The following is a 17,461-nucleotide window of genomic DNA, read 5'->3' as shown; positions in this document are numbered from 1 at the left end:
GAAATTATCAATAAATCACTCATAGAGGTAAAATGAGTACGTCTTAATTTTTATCCCTCACTAGTATTACTCGAATTGTGTTACTCATTATTAGCATAACCATTGCCATTTATTTATTTTTTCTGGTTACGGGTTGGGGCATAACTCGCCTCACTTTACCCACGACTATTCGTCCTTATCAACTTTGGTTATCTCCTTGGATGGGGTTGATAATTACCAGCTTATTAAGCTTATCTTTGAGTCAAGTAGGATTTAACACCAATCAAATTATTTATGTTGCGTCTATTTTAGGAGTTGGCTTATTACTCTTGTGCAAGTGCCGAAAAATACCGCTGATTATTCCCTTAAAACGGTTTGATGCTGTTTTAGCGATTGGGTCACTTGTGGCACTTTTTTTAGCTTTGTACCCAATGATAATAGAGGGTGTGCCAACAACAATATCATTGGGGAATAATGATCCTCATATTTACGTTGTCTTAGGAGATTTCTTCAAAACTCATAGTGTTAACCAACCTCCGCCAATTCACCCCGACGATCCATCCAGTTTTTTTATAAGCTGGCGACTTGCACCGGGTTTTCGCTTGGGAAGTCGGTTAGTGTTTGGGCTGGTGGCTTCATTACTCCATTTGCCAACGTACCAAATTTTCACCATAACGATTGGCGTATTTTTTGCCTTAACTCCACCACTCATTGCTATTTTTACTCTCATCCTTACTCCAGATAAATTTGCCGCTATCACGGCGCTGGTAATCACTGTACTTAATGTAAATTTTTTGTTTTTTAATTATCATGGATATGCTGCTCAAACTTTTGGTCATGGGTGTTTAATTGTCGCTTTAATCTTATTTGAATTGGCAGAGCAAAATTCTGCTTTATATCGTTATTATCTGCTTCCTCTGGGATTAACTATATCTTCTTTGTTTATACTTTATCCGGAAATTAGCCTGTTCTTGATTGGGTTCTTGTCCCTTTATAGTCTGTTTAAATTGGTAAAACGATCGCGTCGGCTAGTCTTCATAAGAAACCTTTGTTTATTAATAATTGTCGTTGTTGTGATCAACCCTTTCAATTTATGGCATGGTCTACGATACGCTTTTCTAGCCTCTGGACTGCAATCGGGTTGGTCAATGGCAAGATGGGCATTCCCTGTGGATATGGTCGGTTTTTTAAGTATTCATGCCAATCAAGTCTATCCCCAATACTTATTGTTAGTTTCTAGCCTGCCTATCCTGATTTTAATGGTTCTGGGTGTCAGTCGTTTAAAGAATAAAAAATTGTGGCTTTCAGTTCTAACATTCAGCTTTGGGGTTTTACTATGGCTGAAGTGGGGACGTGACTATTCTTATGGATATTACAAAGCTGTAGGGTTTACTAGTTTTGCTCTAATTATTGCTGTTTCAATAGGCTTATCTGAATCCCTAAAAAAAATCACTAAAATTTTTCATCAATTGAGTCTATATACTTGTCAAAGTATAGTCATTCTCCTGATTGGGTTGATCAGTACTACAGCTATAGTCCCTCTTTTTAATACAATGTCAGCTAGCCATTTAAGTGTAAACTCGGATTTAGTTGAGTTATCTGAAGCCGCTAAAGTAGCGGGTTCTAGAACAGTATATATAGAAGAATCGGCTTACTGGGAACAGATGTGGATGAGTTACTTCTTGGGAAAAACTCGTTCTGTCTTTATGTACCCGAATGAATATTATCAGCAAGGAGATCTTTACTCTGATATGAGTCCCATGCAAGTATTTTCAACAGTGGAAGAAGGAGGTTTAGTCCTGACGCGGAATTGGCATGATGATTTCATGAACACCGATAAACTCCTTTGGACAAATAAGGTTTATTCATTAATACGTCCAGCGGGTAAAGTAGACAATACAAATGTTAGAATTCGTCTGTTAGAAAACTGGTGGTTTTTAGAAGAGTGGTGGGGGAATGCGTCGGATTCCAAAAGTTTCCGTTGGATGAAGCAAGATGCCACAATAAAACTCGAAAATGAAGAAGATAGACCTGTTGGATTAGCCTCAAAAATTAAATTTGTGCCGATTTTGCCAAAGACTACCGTTGATGTTTATCTGAATAATCGAATTATTAAAACTATTAAAATTGACTCTAAACCTCAATTTTATGAGATTAATATCCAGGTAAAGGAAGGAGAAAATAAACTCCGATTTCATGTACGAGAAGGTGCTATTCAGCCGCCAAGAGATTTCCGAACGATTGCTTTAGGAGTTAATGCAATTCGTTTTAGTATGCAGGATTAAAAATCCAATTTAATACAGTTCATATTCTAAAAAGGTGCAAGGAATAGAACCGTTATATACCGGAATCCGCCGCGATGCTTTTAATCCGACTCGCTTGGCTAACTGTTTATTCCCGGTTAAAATAAATGCTGTCCAGCCTTTAAACCGTTGTTTAAAGATATCGCCGAGTAATTTATATAAATCTCCCAGTTCCTGAGCATTTCCCAATCGTTCTCCGTAAGGAGGATTGCAGATAATTATCCCGCGATCGGCTGGTGGTTCTAGTTGGGAAAGGTCTTGTTGAATAAAGGTGATCTGATCTAAAATGCCACAATGCTGGGCATTACTTCGGGCTTGATTGAGGATATCCGCGTCGCGATCGCACCCTGTAATCGGTGCGGCTAATTCCTGGTTCTGACAGGCTTTTGCCTGGTTGAGGAGTTGTTGCCAAAGGGTGAGATCAAAGTCTAACCAACGCTCAAATCCAAACTGTTCTCGAAACAATCCCGGAGCAATATTTAAACTGATTAAGCTGGCTTCTAAGGGTAATGTTCCGGAACCACACATTGGGTCTAATAATGGTAAATTCGGATGCCATTCTGTCAATTCTAAGAGTGCGGCGGCTAAGGTTTCTTTCAGGGGAGCAAGTCCCATTGCCGAGCGATATCCGCGTCGATGTAGACTGGTTCCTGAACTATCTAAACTGAGAATACAACGGTTTTGATGAATGTGGACATTGACTAAAAGGTCAGGCTTTTCTATATTGACATTCGACCGTTTACCAAATTTGTTCCGTTGTTGATCAACGATCGCGTTTTTTACTTGCAGGGCGGTAAAGTGGCTATGGTTAAGCTGTTTAGTCTTTCCGGTTGCATTTACGGCTAAGGTGTGCTGCGGTTTCAGGTATTGCGCCCAGGGGATAGTTTGTACTCCCTGATAAAGCTGTTTCGCATTTGCACAAGGAAATTCGGCTAAAACGACGAGTACCCGGAAAATCGTTCTCGCCCAGAGATTGACTCGATACATTAACGCTGTATCCCCCTGAAAATGTACGCCCGTAAAATCGGGATGCACCTCCTGCGCCCCTAGGCGTTCAAGTTCTTGCGCCGCAATGGGTTCTAATCCACGGGCGACTGTGGCAAAGTAGTGGTTCACGTTTTATGCAGGTGGGGACAATAAAAGTTAATGGCGGGGAGTGTCATTTGTCATTTGTCATTTGTCATTTGTCAGTCGAGTGTTGGGTTGATTTTTAGCTTATAAAATCTCCCTTAACAAGGATTCAGTTAACAACGAGTCAGTGAATGAACCCGATTCATCCGAATCATCAAATAACTGGGTCATGTAGTTAAAGTTTCCTTCACCGACATTTTTTCGCAAGATGTTGATAATCGTTTCTGGGTTATCGTAGGGACCACTAATATAAAAGGGTTTACCATTGCGACCCATTTGAATTTTGGGTTGACCACTCCACTTGCCTAAATGAAATCGCGATTGCTGAAAATCTTGATGGGGTTTAAATCCTAATTGTTCGGCATAGTCTACGGCACTATACACTAGGGCTTGGGCTTGTTCAAGGGTAATTTTTTGAGGACCTTCGGGAAAGCCTTGATAGGCATAGTCTAGCATCTGTTTATATTCAACTGAATTCAGTTGACGCGGACCCATGGTATCTTTGACGCCGAGACACCATACATCTAGCAGGTAAGTACAAACGGTGAATCGGTCATACTTAGCTTTGCGGGTAATACAGACTAAGGCTAACCCTCGGTCAATATTTGCCTCGGTTTCTTCAATTGGATCAGGGTTTTCGTGGAGATAATAGTCCGCACAGTTGGCGTTGACAAAGCATTCGACAACGGGATCTAGTTCTCCCGATGCGACACGGGCAAGTGTTTTTTCTTCCGCCTGTTCTTTGATATAGGCGGTGACTTCAGCCGCCCGTAATCCTAATTTGCGAGCAATTTGTTTCGGTGTTAAGTTGCGGGCGCGTAATTCGGTGATTTCCTGTTTTTGTTCGGGTGTCATTGTTTTGTCATTGGTTATTGGTCATACTCGAAGAGCGCAAGCTACGTCCTTTGTAAGGGGTTGAGGACTTACCAAGCAACAGTTAGTAGATTTTCCATGTCCTGAAAGTGACGATCGCGTGTTGCTAATGTCAAGTTATATTGGAGAGTAAGTGCGGCAATCTAAATATCGTTTTCAGGTAATTTAAGCAGAATCTTCCCCCATTAGGGGGTTGAAACTGTTCCCTGTTCCCTGTTCCCTGTTCCCTCCCCTCACCACAATACTTATTCAGCAGCCCCTAAGTATCTACCACTCATCAAGGTCAAGCTGCTCACAATCTTGTTCTATTGCTTGGCGCATCAACTGAACATCATCAGGTGGAATTGAACCTGCAAAACGTAGTAATTGTCGCCCAGGGACGCCTTGAATTGTTGAACCGGAAATAGTGCGTGCAAATTCCAGCACTCGCCACCGCAAGTCTTGAGGCATAATTTTCAGTTGTTCAATTAGCTTGTCCAGAATAGGTGTATCCATCTGTTCGGGTGTCATTTTTTTGTCCTTAGTCATTCGTCATTCGTCATACTCGCTATCGCGAGAAGCAAGCTACGTCATTCGTCACACTATCGATAGTTTAACTATACTGTGGCTGATTCAAACTCAACTTTGTCATAAATTTCTTCTAGAGTTATTTGGAATGAAAACGAGTTGAGATTAACGATTTCATTAGCATCATCATATTCATAGAATGTCCAGCGTTTTCGCTCGGTTTTGAAATAGTGTTCAATGTGCATCGTGTATTGGTCAATTAAGAGATATTCCTGAAAACTGGGAATCGTGCGATAGGCGTCAAATTTAGCAGCTTTGTCATGACTGCGGGTAGATTTTGACAACACTTCAGCAATGATTAAAGGGTTCGTGATCGTGTCTTGTCGCCCTTCTTGTAGGTGCAATTCACCCTGAACGACCATAACATCAGGATAGGTGTAGATACGTTTTTGAGGAATCCAGAGCCGTTGATCGGTGACGAACACTCGATACGGTTGACGCTTCAGGGCGAAATTTAGCGCACCACTCAGATTTAGAGCAATTTGATTATGATTTGGAGTTCCGCCAGTCATCAATATAATTTCGCCATTAATGAATTCATGTCGTTCTTCTGAGTTAATTTCAAACTCCAGGTACTCTTTAGGGGTGTAAATTTTTTGTTCTTCTGCTTGGATTATCATTTGATTTAATGTCTCAATAGTTTATTGTTCAATCAATCTCCAGAATCGATCATCTTCTGCGATCGCGTCAAAGTCCAAATCCGTTCTGGCTTCCTGACGATACGCCGGATTCAGGGCGATCGCTTTCTCTAAGTTGTCGATACTGAAGTGAGCCTGACGTTGGTGAGCATAGCCGATGGCTTTCTGATAAAAAGCTGGAGCATAATCGGGTTGAATGGCTAATGCCTGATCATAGCTCTCTAAGGCTTCCTGCTCTCGTTTCAACTTGAGTAACATATTACCCTTATAAGTCCACGCTTTATGAGACTCTGGTTTCAGTTCGATCGCCTTCTCAAACGAGGTTACCGCCTCTTCATACCGTTCCAATACCGCCAAGGCTAACCCGCGATTAAACCAGGCTATGCCATCATCGGGTTGCACTTGCACGGCTTTGTCAAAGGAATTATACGCCTCTTCGTGTTGTTGTAGTGCGCCGAGTACCACGCCACGATTCACCCAAGCTTCATGGTAATCGGGTTTGATTTCCAACGCCTGCTCAAAGGAGGTGATCGCATCTTCCCGGCGTTTCAATCTCCCTAGCATCATTCCCCGATTCAACCAGGCTTTATAATCCTTTGGCTGGATTTGAATCACTTTATTAAACGCGACTAACGCCCCTTCATAGCGCTGTAATTCTCGCAAAGCTAATCCGCGATAGTACCAGGTATCCGGGGCTTCGGGGGCGAGTTCCAATCCTCGATCCAAGGATGCGATCGCGTCTTGGTAGCGTTGTAATTCCCACAAGGCGACACCGCGCTGATGCCAGAGATTCGCGTTATCGGGTTGTAGTTCTAAGGCTTGATCATATCGTGCGATCGCCTCTTCATAGTCACCTTGGGCAAATAAATTATCCCCTTGATTAATATAATCCTTAACATTCAAGAAAAACTCTGGATGATTCTCATTCAATCGTTCCAGTTGTTCCGTCAGGGGTTGGATTTGTTGCAGGACATCAGATAAGGCGGATTCGGCAATTTTTGTTGGCGTAATCTCTGCCAACTTTTGCAGGATTTCCTCTTTTTGTCGTTTAGCATCAGATTGGATATCTGTCAACTCATCGGTTAACATAGACTCCAGTTTTTCCAGGCTTTGGAATGCCTGATCTTTGCGTTCTTGAATCGCTGACTGGAATTGGGAAAATTGGCTGGTAAACTCACTTTGGATTTGACTCAAGCGTTGCAGGGTTTGGTCGCGGTTTTCTTGTACCCCTGATTGAGTCGTTGAAAGCTGACTGGTTACCTCCTGTTCCAACTTTTTCAAATTGCCCAAGGTTTGATCAATCTCTCCTTGAATTTGCGATTGAGATTGTTCCAGTTGGCGTGTCACTTCTTGACGTAAGCGTTCCACATCCTCAAAGGCTGTCGCTTGCTGCTGTTGCGCCTGTTGTTCGGCTTCGGTTTTGATCTCCGTCAATTGCGGTGAGAACTCTGAGGCGAGGCGTTGCAGATTCTCTAGAATGCTTTCCCGTTCTTGCTGCGTGGTGGTTTGCAGTTGGGTTAATTGCTGTTTAAACTCGGTTTCCGCCTGTTGCAAATCCTGTAAAATCGCCGCTTTTTGGTCATTCAGTGACCCTTTCACTTGGTCAAGCTGGGGCGTAAACTCCGTCTGGAGTTTTTCTAAGTTCTGGAGAATCCTCTCCCGTTGTTTTTGTGCCTCGTTTTGCAGTTGGGTTAATTGCTTACCAAACTCGGTTTCTGTTTTTTGTAAGCGCTGGATAATTGCTGCTTTTTCCGTTTCAGCCGCCTGTTTCAGTTTCGAGAGTTCTGGGGCAAATTCGGTACTCAGTTGTTCTAAACTTTGGAGAATTGCATCCCGTTGGCTTTGGGCTTGGTTAAACAGTTCCGCCAGTTGATTACTAAACGCCGTTTCTGAATTTTTCAGGTTTTCCACCACCCGATCTTTTTCGGCGTGGGTATCCTGTTGCAATTTCGCCAGTTCCGGGGTAAATTGGGCGCTTAATTGTTTCAGGTTCTCCAGAGTATCTGTTTGTTCCGATTCCACCTGAGAACGCAGTTGGGATAAATGATCAGAAAACTCGTTATCAACTTGGGCAAGGGCTTTTTGGGCGTCTTTAATATGGGTATTTAAATCCCGCAGTGCTTGTTGTTGAGAGTCCGAGAGTTCACTCAGAAGCTGGGATGACTCCTTCTGCTTCATGCCAATATCTTCATAGAAGTCATCGGCTTCTCGATTCAAATCATTGGCTAAATCTTCGGTACGTTCCAGAATCGCTTGTACTTGTTGATTCGCCTGATTAATCTTCCCTTCCAAGTCGGTTAATTCATTCAGATGCGATCGCACCAAATCCGCCACCTCACGAATTACCGCCCGTCGCAACAGGAATAAGCCGACAATCGCCGCAATTAACAGCAGCGCCAAAACCGCTAGGAGGACATTAAACAGGGTGGTGGTGCGACTAAAGGCGCGATTAGCTTCTGCCTGCACCTGTTCTTGGATACGCTGTTCCTCCCGCAACTGTTCCAACTCTTCTTCCTCAGAATCAGACAGCGCTTGAGATACTAGCGCATCTTGGGCGATGGATTGAGGCTGGATAACGCCAACAGACAATAGGATAGTCGAAAAGACGACCGTACTTAACGATAGGAATGCCAAAGTCACCGAATTTATGCGCTTCATCAGAACGTCCTTTGCCTATTGCTCTCCCGTTGCCATCTGATTTCTAACCTTACCTCAAAATCAGGTTTGTCGTTGCGCTTTAAGCTTGTAGTTGCGCTTTAGCGCCGACTCACCGTTACGCTGTTCACCACAATGTAGAGACGTACCCTAGCACGAATGGTACTGACTGGCATGCTGGTGGGCAATGCCCACCCTACGGTATATCAAGGGTTTCGGCGATCTAAAACCGCAAAGTTTCAGTGCCATTAACCTTTTATCATATCAAGAAATTGGGCGGTTAAATGTAGGGGTACGGCAATGCCGTGCCTGTTAAAATTGCCGTGTCCCTTAAAAGGGAAGATCAATTAGAATATTCTGATTTTTGGGATAATGCTGGGGGTTTTCTGGATCGTAATTAAAGGCGATATATCCCAAGGAATTTAATCGCATGGTTGTATGACATGGATCGAGGGCGATCGCGAATTGTTCATTGTTTGTATCCTAACAAGATACGGTGAAGGCACGATATGAACAAGGCACGGCAATGCCGTGTCCCTACAATAATCCAGGAATAATTGATTGGGTAGGGGCACGATACCATCGTGCCCTTTTCAATCGGGAAGACAGGATATAATCGTATCCTTTTCCATTCGCCAGACACGTTATGCTGTGGGCGCACGATATGAACAGGGCATGGCAATGCCATGCCCCTACGATAATCCAGGGATAATTGATTAGGTGGGGGTAGATATCATCGTACCCTTTTCAATCCGGAAGGCGTTCTAATAATTCTCGCGTCATATCAGCGAAATATTCATCCTGATATTCGATAAATATCTTTAATGCTGTCTGTAAATTAACCTTAGCATCGGTGTAGTTTTCCTGGGCTTTTGCCAGTAATCCTAATACAGCGTAGGTGCTAGCTTGAGAGTAGCGATCGCTAAATTCAATCTTAATATCCAAAGCTTGCTGATAGTAGGACTTTGCCCAGTCATACTCCCGTAACTTGACAGCCATGTTTCCTAACTGGTGATAGGTGCTAGCTTGAGAGTAGCGATCGCTAAATTCATTCTGAATATCCAGAGCCTGCTGATAGTAGGACTTTGCCTGCTCATATTCCCGCAACTCTTCAGCAACCACTCCTAAGTTGTGATAGGTGCTAGCTTGAGAGTAGCGATCACTAAATTCATTCTGAATATCCAAAGCCTGCTGATAGTAGCGTTTTGCCCGGTCATACTCCCCTAACTTTACAGCCACGTTTCCTAACTGATGATAGGTGGATGCTTGATTGTAGCGATCGCTAAATTCATTGTAAATATCCAAAGCCTGCTGATAGTAGCGCTTTGCCCAGTTATACTCCCCCAACTCTTCAACAACCACTCCTAAGTTATGATAGGTGCTAGCTTGAGAGTAGCAATCGCTAAATTCCAGGTAAATATCCAAAGCCTGCTGATAGTAGTGCTTTGCCCAGTTATACTCCCGTAACTTTACAGCCACGTTTCCTAAGTTGTGATAAATGCTAGCTTGATTGTCGCGATCGCTAAATTCATTGTAAATATCCAAAGCCTGCTGATAATAGCGCTTTGCCTGCTCATACTCCCGTAACTTTACTGTAACGTTTCCTAAGTTGTGATAAATGCTAGCTTGATTATCGCGATCGCTAAATTCCAGGTAAATATCTAGAGCCTGCTGATAGTAGCGCTTTGCCTGCTCATATTCCCCTAACTTGACAGCAATGTTTCCTAACTGGTGATAGGTAGATGCTTGATTGTAGTGAGCGCTAAATTCATTGTAAATATCCAAAGCCTGCTGATAGTAGCGCTTTGCCTGCTCATATTCCCCTAACTTTACAGCAATGTTTCCTAAGATATGATAAATGCTAGCTTGAGAGTAGCGATCGCTAAATTCCAGGTAAATATCTAGAGCCTGCTGATAGTAGCGCTTTGCCTGCTCATACTCCCGTAACTTTACAGCAATGTTTCCTAACTGGTGATAGGTGGATGCTTGATTGTCGCGATCATCAATCTGTTGAGCAATCTCTAAGCATTGCTGATAAAATGCTTCTGCCTGTTGAAATTGTCTCAATTTCAGGTAAATCGTACCCAAATCAAATAATACCGTCGCTTCACTCTGCCGATCCGCCAATGTCTGGGAAAAGGTTAAAGATTGCTCATAACACTGAATTACCGCATCAAATTGGCGTTGCTGCTGATACGTCTGACCTAAATGCTTAAGCACCTTGACATGAAAGGCTAAATCATCCGGCTTCAATTTCAGTGCTTGCTCTAAATACTCCCTGGCGGCTTCCGGTTTTCCCTGATGCAAATACGCGACACCAAGCTGTTCTAAAATCGTTGTGTACTGTTCAAGATTTTCTCCCGTGGCATATTCTCCCGTTCGTTGATACTCCATTAAAAGACGCTGGAGTAATTCAACCTGTTCTGGCTGGGTATTATCAGGGGGATAATTGGCTTGACTCATACAGATATATCCCACGGGAGATAATGGATTGAATTCTATAGTAAAGGTTTCCGGACAAGAAAAGAACTACTCCAAGCACAGAGAATACCAAAGCCTTAGCTGGATTCAGGGATAGGAGTGACGCAAGCGTCACAGGCGGCGGCTGAGATGGTGGAGGGTGCATTGCTAGGGTTTATCGCACTTCTCGATTGGGTACAATACATCTTGGTAGAGACAGGGTGTGGGGTGTGGGGTGTAGTGCTTTCAAATAAGAACCGCTATATAATCGAGAATCGGTTCCTTTTGGGTTTACTCGAAAATTATTAGTTGCCCAATCTAGTTTTCTTCATCCGTGACAAAGACGCGCGATCGCAGAATCATGTCCCCCACTAAACCCTGTATCCCCATCCCACCACCTCTGATGATGTCAGAGGAGGGTTCATTTGCCCACCAGACACTGACGCAACGGTGGCCCACAATTATCCAACGGGCGATCGCCTCCAACAATTATCCCGCCTCGATTACCCAGAATCTGGAGAATCTACGTCAGGAATTGCCTTACGGAATCGTGCGATCGCTCTTTTTCAGCGATCGTTAGAACTCCAACAGCGCATAGGCAATGTCAAAGGAGAAGCAGCGATATTACACCAACTGGCGTATATCCACGCCCATCAGGGGGACATCGATACAGCAATCACCCTTTATCAAAAATCCTTAAACCTTACACGGTGCATAGGCGATGTGCAAGGTGAAGCCGCGACATTAAACAATCTGGCATATATCCACACCCAAAAGGAAGAAGTCGAAGAAGCCATCACCCTTTTGCAGCAATCTTTAGACTTGACCCAATGCATTGGTGATGCTAAAAATAAAGCTACATCCTTAGTCATGCTAGGACAACTATTAGCGGATGAAAAAGGAGAAGTTGAAACCGCCCTTAACTACTTACAGCAAGCCCTAGACATTTTGCAGCGCCTGCAATCTCCTGACGCTGAAACAGTCTTTAGAATTCTGGATAGAGTAAAGCGTGATAGTTATCCTGTGGTGGGCAAGAACAACGAACGAGAATAAAAGCTTCAATGTTTATAAGACTTGCCCACCCTACATAAAAATCTGGGTCTATAAAATTTTTGTCTAAATCCTCTAACGTCCTCTGCGTCCCTCTGCGCTAACCTCTGCGTACCTCTGCGTTAAAAAAATACTTCCAATGCCAAAGGATATAATATAATCCCCAATCAAACTACAAAACTTGCCGATATCGCCGCGAACGATTGTTCCTGCCATATAAACGATACCATTGTTGAGAACTGCGAATCGCTAACCACAATAGAATCAGCGCAATTAATCCACCTTGTTGAGGCGCATCAAAGGCAAAGATAACTAACGCCACACATAAAACATCTTGGCTAAAAACCAGCCATAACGGTAACCCTCGCAAGCGAAAAAACCAGCCAACTTGTACCAATTGCAGGACAAAAGCCAATAACCCACTAACTATCCCAGCAATCCAAATAATTTCCACAGGGGCGTTAACAAACTGGGCGACAGCAATACCCATAATCGCGCCAACCCCAGGACTGAACAAGAGTTGGACAATTTGCAAGACTCGCTGTCCCACCAGCTTCTTTGAGGCAAATAATTCAAATAACGAGAAGGTGGTCAAAATACCGACTAAAACCGAAGGGTGAATGCGAGACAGCAGGGGAATTTCATTCCAGAGGTTATCGCTTTGCAACAAGCCAATCACCAATAAAGGCAAAGCAATCCTCATTCCTACTGCTGCTGCTACCGAAAGTACGGCTAGGAGTTCAATCATTGTTATCTGATGCCTGAAAGAGAAATCAATTGGTTATACCCCTGTCCTCAGTTTAACGTTTGTAGACAATCCCACATCCTTTGATGCCCTTTCTCCGATAGGATGAAAACTGACCTAAAAACGTAAGCCACCTATGCCAACGGCAGCCTTTTTTCAAGGAATTCTGGGCGCGTCTAGTTTAGCCTTGGGCGCGTCAGTGGGAGTCTTTTGGCAACCGAGTCGCCACTTATCCGCGACGATTATGGCATTTGGCAGTGGTACACTACTGTCTGCGATCGCGTTTGAAATCACGATTCCGGTCTATCGTCACAGTGGCTTTGTCCCCCTGTTAATTGGGTTTATGGCAGGAGGGATGTTATTTACCGGACTGACATCCTATATTGACCAACATGGCGGATTCTTGCGTAAACCAGCATCCAGTCGCCGCTACCTGGTTGAACATGGTGCTGATCAGGTGACGGATGTCCTCAATCGCATCGCCCATATTGAGGTGATGCAAAACTTACCTCCCAAGGAACGGCAGAGAGTTGCCCTGTTTCTGAATCCAATTCACGCCAAACCTGGAGACGTAATCTGTGAAGACGGAACCCCTGGTGACTATTTCTATATGATTGTTGACGGTGAAGCCGAAGTCCGCAAGGGTAGAAAAGTCCTCGGTACGATGGGATCTGGAGAAGTTTTTGGTGAGATGGCACTCCTGACTGGAGAACCGCGATCTGCCACCGTGGTTGCTCGCACCCAAATGGAATTGTATCAGTTACACCGGGAACATTTCAACACCATGCTCACCTGGTCACCCCATCTGGCTTGGTCCCTGAGTCGCGCCTTAGCCCGACGACTGCAAGTGGCAACAGAGTCACGCATGGTGGTCGAACATCGTTTAGATCGCTGGCGACAGCAAGTTATGAATCAAGTTGACCTGGATCTGTTACTCCGGGACGATCAAATGACCCTAGAAAATTTGGTGAAACAGTCTACACCATTTGCCATTCTGGTGGGTACATTAATTGATAATATCCCAGAAGCGGCGGTGATTGGCATGAATTCCGGCAATAGCGATTTGGGCTGGTCTTTTTTATTGGCGGTATTTATTTCTAATTTTCCCGAAGCCTTATCCAGCGCCACGGGAATGAAACAAGCGGGAACGAAAACGAGTCAGATTTTAGGATTATGGATAGGTGTGGTGATTCTCAGTGGTTTATGTGCCATTGCGGGTTTTTATTTACAAAATAATACATCTGAGGTCGTTGTCGCGATCGCACAGGCTATTTCGGGCGGCGCAATCTTAGCCATGGTTGCTAGTACAATGATGCCGGAAGCTTACGAACTGGGAGGCAGTTCTGTTGTTTTTTCGACAATTTTAGGATTTCTGCTTGGGTTTTTTATCTCATCAGGTCATTTATTATAAGTAGGTAGGGACAGTTAAAGTTAACGGTGGTGATCGTCATTCGTCATTCGTCATTCGTAAGGGTTTGAGGTTTACTTACATAACTTACTATAGATAGCTTTATTGACACCGACCTACTTAGAATACTGTTAGTCAATTGAGCGATCGCACGATTACCCCTGGTTACCCAGACATGCCAATAACTCGGCAGTTTGCGAGGGTGTCACCAAGGTATTGGCGCAAAGAATACCCGAACCCGCCACTGCTGGAACACCTATTCCAGGCATTGTACTATCCCCCACCCGATACAATCCCGGAATCGGCGTGTGACAACTGGGAAACATGGCTTTACCAGCCGCGATCGCAGGACCATAAGTACCTTGATAGCGACGTAAATAATAGGAATGAGTTAACGGCGTACCAATTAGTTCTAAGGTAATCCGTTCTCGAATATCCGGAATCACCCGTTCTAACGCCCGGAATAAGGATTGCGATCGCGCTTTTTTCTTCTCCTTATATTGATCATCACGCTGCCAACCGTTATAGGGTTCTAAGGTATAGGCATGAATTACATGATGATCCGTTGGGGCGAGATTAGCATCCCATACCGAAGGAATAGAAATCATGCAAGTATTACCGGGTTCAGTAATATCCCGATTGGCATCGTGAACCACAACATGATGTCCCGTCAACCCGTCTAACCCCTCTGCCCGAATCCCTAAATGTAGGTGCATGAAACTCTCGACGGCTGGGGTGTCTAGGGACTGTTTCCGGTACGCTTTGGGTAAATCCTCTGGGCGCAATAACTGACTGTAGGTATCCCAAATTGTGGCATTAGAAATCACCACCGGGGCGTTTACCACCTCTCCCCGTTGCAATCGTACCCCAACGGCTTTCCCCCCTTGGACTAAAATTTGGTCAACATGGGCATTTAGGCGTAACTCACCCCCCCAGCGTTCTAACCCCCGTATCAACGCCTCCACAATCGCCCGACTTCCGCCTACGGGGTACTCCACACCTGCACGAGAACGTTCCCCTAACATAAAGGCTACCTCAGGCGCGATCGTTCCCTGTGCCTTTAATCCCGATAACAGAAAGCATTCCACATCAATCAGCCGCCGCACCCAGGGATCACGCACGGTTTGATCCATGACTTTGCCCACGGAATTCTGGACAAGTCCCAGATGAGGCAGTAATTTTAAGAGGGAGGGTAAATACCGTCCGACTAAAACTGGAATCACTTGCCAATCCGATCGCAATGCAATTGTGGGAATCTCTCGCAACCCTTCATAGAGAGACAGCAGGCGTTTTTCAAATTGTGCTAATTCTTTCGCGCCTTGAGGTGTAATCTCCGCCACGGCTTCCCGATACCGTTGGGCGTCACTGTACACAGGTAACGTAGCTTCGGGAAAATGGTAATGTCCTAGGGGGTCATAACCAACCGTTTGTAACGACTCGCCCAGCACATCCAAAACTTGCCGTAATGGGTTAAGACTGGGGCGTTGCTGACTTAATCCACAATAAAACGAAGGACCCGAATCAAACTCAAACCCCCGTCTGTGGAAACTATGCGCCGCACCGCCGGGAATCCCATGGCTTTCACAGACTAGCACCCGCTTCCCATAACGGGCGAGTAAAGCACCCGCCGTCAATCCACCAATTCCGCTACCGATAACAATTACATCCAGATTCATCAGTTTAGGCGATCGCTTAACTTAATTCTTGCACCGTTTTCGACTAGGCGAGTTCGTCTATCATTGTTATTCTAAGCCTTAATCTTGATCAGTAATGCCATGACATCAGGAGTAATTTATCCCCATATTGAGAAAGTAGACGGTGAATCAGCACGATTGCAACGGATACCCCGTGTGCGCGTGACTCAAATTGCCATGGATTACCTCGCTTACGGTTGGTCAGTTGAGGAAATGTGCCGTCAACATCCTTATCTAAAGCGATCAGAAGCTCATGCAGCAATGGTGTATTATTTTGATCGCCAAGATGAAATCGATAGTGAGATTCGCCAGGAATGGGAGCAAGCACAACAGGCAAAATCTCAAGCATCCCCTTCTCCTTTCTTTGTACCTTAGTTTTCACGGTATGTGGCATAACGGAGGGAAGTAAGTTTTGAGTGGGAAATAGTGTAGGGGCGGGTTTCACTACTATCTTTTCGGTTGCACCCAGATTGAACTAAACCCGCCCCGACGCTTACTGTCGCACTATTTAATCGCTCTAAACTAATGATTCTTGGGAGGCTCTACCTTCCTTGAATAGAGACGCAATCAAATTGGCTGAAAAGGCAAAAGGCAAAAGGGGAATGTCCTAACGTATCCCCGTAGCGCTATGCTTGGTTACTTGTAATTTTAGACGGCTGAGAAACGCTCAAGTCCAATTACTTTTTCTTGAGTACAGAAGCCCCTAATACCCCGATAGCTAACCAGCCCAAAACTGAGGTAGGTTCCGGTACAGATTTTGTCTCTAGATAGGAGAAAACTTGACTCGAATTGAAGGGGAGATTGTCGAAACTTGGATTGAGAGATACCCAAACATTCGGTGGTAAATCAGGAATAACCTTCGTTTGTCCCTGAGTCGCTCCGGGAGCTGACATCGTATCAACTTCAATATGCAAAGGTGTTTCCGTAGAGAAATTTGGCTCACTCAGGTTAATCGCCGCAACTAAATCCCAAACTGGGTTAGGATCATTTTCGCTTTGAATCACGGTGAGCGCAAAGTCTAAAAATTCTGCGGCAATTATACTCTCAGGTGTACCTGTCGCCAACCACGCCTGATAATCATCCCGATCAAACTCAATTTTATTCGTCGCATCCAGGGGCGTCAACTGAATGTTCAAACCTTGTTCTCCAGCTTCAAACACCTCTTGCGCGGCGACTGGATCAACCCAAATATTAAATTCGGCTGTCGTGTTGGTGGAAAAGGGAGGAAACGGCAAAACCGACAAATTTCCTGGTACAAATACAGCACCGCCCATGATTTCTATGACCGATATATTATCAATGATTGTCGGGTCAAGCCGCAGCGCTTCGGCAATATTGGTGAGTGGACTCGTTGCTAAGATGGCGACAGGTTCTGGTGACTGTTTGATTGTCTCAACAATGAGTTCTGCTGCGGGTCTTTTTTCAACAGATGGCGCGGTTTCTGGTAGAGTAACAAAGGGTGACCAAAATGTATCCGATTCATCCCGAATAAATTCTGGAAAGGCATTATTCCCGGCTAGGGGATCAGGTCTACCTACTCCAATCGGGATACCTGTTACGTCTAACCGCCCCAGCATCCGTTCTAGATTATCCACAAATATCTCAGGATGAGCAATGCCTTGGGCGATGGTAATTGCCTGAATATCAAATTTAGGATTTGCCAGCATATAGGCTAAGGCTGTCATCCCATCTTGGCTCCCATCATCATCAACAATTAGGGGAGTTGGTGTCATGGAGGCGTCGGCTTGAGGAGTATCCACGACTACGCCAATTAATAAACCAGCAGTCGTGGCTAAAATAATGGCAATTTTGGTGAAGCTGCTGTTTACTATCAGATGTTTAATACTGATTAACCGAAGTAATTTATTGATGATTGTATTGGTTGTCTCCGATGCCATGCAAATTTTTGGGGATAGCTATTTTAAAGGAGTCGTGAAACCCAAGAGATGTTAGTCCAT

General features: G+C 44.4%; 15 protein-coding genes. 5 read left to right on the top strand and 10 right to left on the bottom strand.

Annotation, left to right across the window (positions count from 1 at the left end):
• Window positions 1-77: 77 nt before the first annotated feature.
• Window positions 78-2,264 (top strand): hypothetical protein, encoded by a 2,187-nt coding sequence (locus RIC07_RS20055; RefSeq protein WP_446396061.1) that lies wholly within the window; start codon window positions 78-80, stop codon window positions 2,262-2,264.
• Between the two features lie 9 nt (window positions 2,265-2,273).
• On the opposite strand, the gene RIC07_RS20050 is transcribed toward RIC07_RS20055, so the two are convergent.
• The 6 genes from RIC07_RS20050 to RIC07_RS20025 all read right to left on the bottom strand — a co-directional run bounded on the left by RIC07_RS20050 (window position 2,274) and on the right by RIC07_RS20025 (window position 10,609).
• Window positions 2,274-3,398, bottom strand: a complete 1,125-nt coding sequence (locus RIC07_RS20050; protein WP_446396060.1) for a THUMP domain-containing class I SAM-dependent RNA methyltransferase — start codon at window positions 3,396-3,398, stop codon at window positions 2,274-2,276.
• Window positions 3,399-3,497: 99 nt separating this feature from the next.
• Entirely contained in the window at window positions 3,498-4,268 is a 771-nt protein-coding gene (locus RIC07_RS20045; RefSeq protein WP_446396059.1) for a DNA-binding response regulator, read from the bottom strand.
• 285 nt (window positions 4,269-4,553) lie between these two features.
• A complete protein-coding gene (locus RIC07_RS20040; protein WP_446396081.1) occupies window positions 4,554-4,781 on the bottom strand; it encodes a hypothetical protein in 228 nt (75 codons plus the stop codon).
• Between the two features lie 101 nt (window positions 4,782-4,882).
• The gene (locus RIC07_RS20035) at window positions 4,883-5,473 is read right to left on the bottom strand and encodes a Uma2 family endonuclease (RefSeq protein ID WP_446396058.1); all 591 of its coding nucleotides are present in this window, start codon (window positions 5,471-5,473) and stop codon (window positions 4,883-4,885) included.
• Between the two features lie 21 nt (window positions 5,474-5,494).
• Window positions 5,495-8,149 carry a tetratricopeptide repeat protein gene (locus tag RIC07_RS20030; RefSeq protein ID WP_446396057.1) on the bottom strand — a complete coding sequence of 885 codons (2,655 nt, stop codon included), beginning with the start codon at window positions 8,147-8,149 and terminating at the stop codon, window positions 5,495-5,497.
• A 744-nt stretch (window positions 8,150-8,893) separates the two neighbouring features.
• On the bottom strand, window positions 8,894-10,609 hold the full coding sequence (locus RIC07_RS20025) for a tetratricopeptide repeat protein (protein ID WP_446396056.1): 1,716 nt from the start codon (window positions 10,607-10,609) through the stop codon (window positions 8,894-8,896).
• A 117-nt stretch (window positions 10,610-10,726) separates the two neighbouring features.
• Between RIC07_RS20025 and RIC07_RS20020 the strand changes: the two genes are divergently transcribed.
• Window positions 10,727-10,915 (top strand): hypothetical protein, encoded by a 189-nt coding sequence (locus RIC07_RS20020; RefSeq protein ID WP_446396055.1) that lies wholly within the window; start codon window positions 10,727-10,729, stop codon window positions 10,913-10,915.
• A gap of 9 nt (window positions 10,916-10,924) precedes the next feature.
• Here RIC07_RS20020 and RIC07_RS20015 read toward each other — a convergent pair whose 3' ends face one another.
• Window positions 10,925-11,065 carry a hypothetical protein gene (locus RIC07_RS20015; RefSeq protein ID WP_446396054.1) on the bottom strand — a complete coding sequence of 47 codons (141 nt, stop codon included), beginning with the start codon at window positions 11,063-11,065 and terminating at the stop codon, window positions 10,925-10,927.
• Here RIC07_RS20015 and RIC07_RS20010 point away from each other — a divergent pair.
• Complete coding sequence (locus RIC07_RS20010) at window positions 11,057-11,659, top strand: tetratricopeptide repeat protein (RefSeq protein WP_446396053.1); 603 nt, start codon at window positions 11,057-11,059, stop codon at window positions 11,657-11,659. The two genes, RIC07_RS20015 and RIC07_RS20010, sit on opposite strands and share 9 nt — an antisense overlap.
• A 169-nt stretch (window positions 11,660-11,828) precedes the next feature.
• On the opposite strand, the gene RIC07_RS20005 is transcribed toward RIC07_RS20010, so the two are convergent.
• A complete protein-coding gene (locus RIC07_RS20005) occupies window positions 11,829-12,404 on the bottom strand; it encodes a DUF4126 domain-containing protein (RefSeq protein WP_446396052.1) in 576 nt (191 codons plus the stop codon).
• A 133-nt stretch (window positions 12,405-12,537) separates the two neighbouring features.
• On the opposite strand from RIC07_RS20005, the gene RIC07_RS20000 reads away from it, so the two are divergent.
• Complete coding sequence (locus tag RIC07_RS20000) at window positions 12,538-13,812, top strand: cyclic nucleotide-binding domain-containing protein (RefSeq protein ID WP_446396051.1); 1,275 nt, start codon at window positions 12,538-12,540, stop codon at window positions 13,810-13,812.
• A 152-nt stretch (window positions 13,813-13,964) separates the two neighbouring features.
• Here RIC07_RS20000 and RIC07_RS19995 read toward each other — a convergent pair whose 3' ends face one another.
• Window positions 13,965-15,485, bottom strand: coding sequence for a phytoene desaturase family protein (locus RIC07_RS19995; protein WP_446396050.1), 1,521 nt, complete (start codon window positions 15,483-15,485; stop codon window positions 13,965-13,967).
• 99 nt (window positions 15,486-15,584) lie between these two features.
• On the opposite strand from RIC07_RS19995, the gene RIC07_RS19990 reads away from it, so the two are divergent.
• Window positions 15,585-15,878: a DUF433 domain-containing protein gene (locus RIC07_RS19990; protein ID WP_446396049.1), complete on the top strand. Its 294-nt coding sequence runs from the start codon at window positions 15,585-15,587 to the stop codon at window positions 15,876-15,878.
• Window positions 15,879-16,180: 302 nt separating this feature from the next.
• Here RIC07_RS19990 and RIC07_RS19985 read toward each other — a convergent pair whose 3' ends face one another.
• Window positions 16,181-17,401 (bottom strand): nucleoside hydrolase, encoded by a 1,221-nt coding sequence (locus tag RIC07_RS19985; RefSeq protein ID WP_446396048.1) that lies wholly within the window; start codon window positions 17,399-17,401, stop codon window positions 16,181-16,183.
• Between the last annotated feature and the right edge of the window lie 60 nt (window positions 17,402-17,461).

Source organism: Coleofasciculus sp. E1-EBD-02 (assembly GCF_040218245.1).
Lineage (GTDB): Bacteria > Cyanobacteriota > Cyanobacteriia > Cyanobacteriales > Coleofasciculaceae > Coleofasciculus.
This window is presented reverse-complemented; position numbering and strand designations above follow the sequence as displayed.

What these genes read in the sequence shown, in the direction of transcription:
- RIC07_RS20045 (WP_446396059.1), bottom strand. Translation starts at nt 4,268, where the DNA reads ATGACACCCGAACAAAAACAGGAAATCACCGAATTACGCGCCCGCAAC.
- RIC07_RS20040 (WP_446396081.1), bottom strand. Translation starts at nt 4,781, where the DNA reads ATGGATACACCTATTCTGGACAAGCTAATTGAACAACTGAAAATTATG.
- RIC07_RS20035 (WP_446396058.1), bottom strand. Translation starts at nt 5,473, where the DNA reads ATGATAATCCAAGCAGAAGAACAAAAAATTTACACCCCTAAAGAGTAC.
- RIC07_RS20030 (WP_446396057.1), bottom strand. Translation starts at nt 8,149, where the DNA reads ATGAAGCGCATAAATTCGGTGACTTTGGCATTCCTATCGTTAAGTACG.
- RIC07_RS20025 (WP_446396056.1), bottom strand. Translation starts at nt 10,609, where the DNA reads ATGAGTCAAGCCAATTATCCCCCTGATAATACCCAGCCAGAACAGGTT.
- RIC07_RS20005 (WP_446396052.1), bottom strand. Translation starts at nt 12,404, where the DNA reads ATGATTGAACTCCTAGCCGTACTTTCGGTAGCAGCAGCAGTAGGAATG.
- RIC07_RS20000 (WP_446396051.1), top strand. Translation starts at nt 12,538, where the DNA reads ATGCCAACGGCAGCCTTTTTTCAAGGAATTCTGGGCGCGTCTAGTTTA.
- RIC07_RS19995 (WP_446396050.1), bottom strand. Translation starts at nt 15,485, where the DNA reads ATGAATCTGGATGTAATTGTTATCGGTAGCGGAATTGGTGGATTGACG.
- RIC07_RS19990 (WP_446396049.1), top strand. Translation starts at nt 15,585, where the DNA reads ATGACATCAGGAGTAATTTATCCCCATATTGAGAAAGTAGACGGTGAA.
- RIC07_RS19985 (WP_446396048.1), bottom strand. Translation starts at nt 17,401, where the DNA reads ATGGCATCGGAGACAACCAATACAATCATCAATAAATTACTTCGGTTA.